Here is a 2,168-nt window from a genome sequence, read left to right on the forward strand (position 1 = left end):
CCTTCGGCCACAACGGCGAACGTGCCCTGTCCTCGCTGGCCTCAGACATAGGGGGATTCGAGGGCAATGCGCAGACCTTTCGATTGCTGACCAGGCTGGAGCCCAAGGTTTTCCACCCGGACGGACGTTCGGCAGGGGTCAACCTGACAAGGGCCGCCCTGGACGCTGCGGTCAAATATCCTTGGACCTTGGCTGAGGCCTCGGCTCATCCCAAGGGGGAGAGGACTGCCAAGTTCTGCGTCTATCCAGATGATCAAGAGGTCTTCCGCTGGCTTAAGCAGGGGGCGCCGCAGGCTAGCACGCCTATGGAGTGCCAGGTCATGGACCTGGCTGATGACATCGCCTACAGTGTCCACGACGTGGAGGATGCCATCGTGGTCGGCTCATTCGTGCCTGAACGACTGGCTGAGCCTCGAATCGTCGATGGCGTGGTCCAGGCTGCCCGATCCTGGTATGGCGACTGCTGGGATGCCGACCAGCTGGTCCGAGCCTTGGAGGACGTCCGTGGCATGCTGCCGACGGGCTTCGACGGTTCACGCCGGGCTCTGGCCACGTTGAAGAACACCACCAGTTATCTGATAGGCCGCTTCGCTGACTCCGTCGAGGCAGCCACCCGAAGCCGCCATGGCCAAGGTCCGCTGACCAGGTACTCGGCAGGGCTGGTCATCCCTCCCCGGACCTCCTATGAGATTGTGGCTTTGAAGGGGATTGCCGTCTACTTCGTCATGGCTCCACGCGAGAAGGAACCCTTCCACGCAGAGCAACTGAAAATAGTGACCGACCTGGTTGAGGTGATGATGGCCGACTCGCCAGCACCCTCGGATGCTCTGGAGGATGTCTTCCTGGAGGATTGGCGCCAGGCAGGTTCGGATGGGGAACGCCTGAGGGTGGCCATCGATCAGGTGGCCTCACTGACGGACGGTTCGGCGCTGGCCCTACATTCCTTGGTCTGCCCATAGGTCTGCGGCATTTATGCCGGGCGCAACACATCCTCCTGGGCCGGTAGGCTGGGTGTCATGTCCGGAATGATCAAGAAGGAAGACATCGAGAAGGTCAGGGCTAAGGCCGATCTGTATGAGATCGTATCTGAAAGCGTGACCCTGAAGCCTTCCGGTTCCGGCACCTACATGGGCTTGTGCCCCTTCCACGACGAAAAGTCTCCTTCTTTTTCGGTGCGTCCATCCATGGGGGTCTGGCACTGCTTCGGTTGCGGTCTTGGCGGCGATGTCTTCACCTACGTGGAGCAGGAGGAGAACGTCGAGTTCGGCGATGCCGTCGAGATTCTGGCAGACAAGTACCAGATTGAGCTGCATTATGAAAACTCCCGTCAGGACAAGCGTCGTGGGTCCAAACGTTCCCGCTTGCTGGAGGCCAACGAGGAGGCTCAGCGTTTCTTTGTCTCACAGATCATGAGCAAGGAGGCGTTGGCGGCTCGCAAGCTCTTGGCGGGAAGAACCTTCTCCCAGGCAGACAGCGCCCATTTTGGCTGCGGATACGCCCCACGCGGATGGGACAACCTGGTTCGCCACCTGTCCACCAAGGGTTTCACCCAGCAGGAGATGCTGGATGCGGGGCTGGCCAGGCAAGGGCAGCGGGGGGTCTATGACTACTTCCGGGGCAGGGTCACCTGGCCTATCAGGGATTCCACGGGCCGTACCCTGGGCTTCGGCGCTCGCAAGCTCTACGAGGACGATGGCATCAACGCCAAGTACATCAATACGCCCGACACCCAGCTCTACCGCAAGAACCAGGTGCTCTACGGCATAGACCTGGCCAAGGATGCCATCGTCAAAAAGCGGCAGGTGGTCATCGTGGAGGGCTATACCGACGTTATGGCCTGCCATCTTGCTGGTGTCGATACGGCTGTAGCCACCTGCGGCACTGCATTCGGTGAGGACCATGCCAAGATCGTCCGTCGACTTATTTCCGACGATGCCTTAGGGGCCATCCAGCTGGTGGGGCCGGTCCAGGGCTCCCGGGTGGTCTTCACCTTCGACGGGGATGCCGCCGGTCAGAAGGCTGCCCTGCACGCTTTTGGCCTTGATGGGAGCTTTTTGACGCAGACCTTCGTGGCGGTGGCCCGGGAGAATCTGGATCCCTGTGATCTGCGCATCCAGTATGGTGATGAGGCTGTGCGTTCTCTGGTCGAGCATGCCCGGCCGCTGTAC

General features: G+C 60.7%; 2 protein-coding genes. Both read left to right on the top strand.

What is annotated here, in order from left to right; translation table 11 throughout:
- Positions 1–959 (top strand): deoxyguanosinetriphosphate triphosphohydrolase (locus AC0AP0_RS12515; protein ID WP_490430725.1); only part of this gene is annotated, 959 nt, incomplete at its 5' end.
- Positions 960–1,016: 57 nt separating this feature from the next.
- On the top strand, positions 1,017–2,168 hold a 1,152-nt coding region (gene dnaG, locus AC0AP0_RS12520; RefSeq protein WP_490430722.1), incomplete at its 3' end, for a DNA primase.

This window comes from Bifidobacterium sp. POST2/T3 (B1), assembly GCF_058197115.1.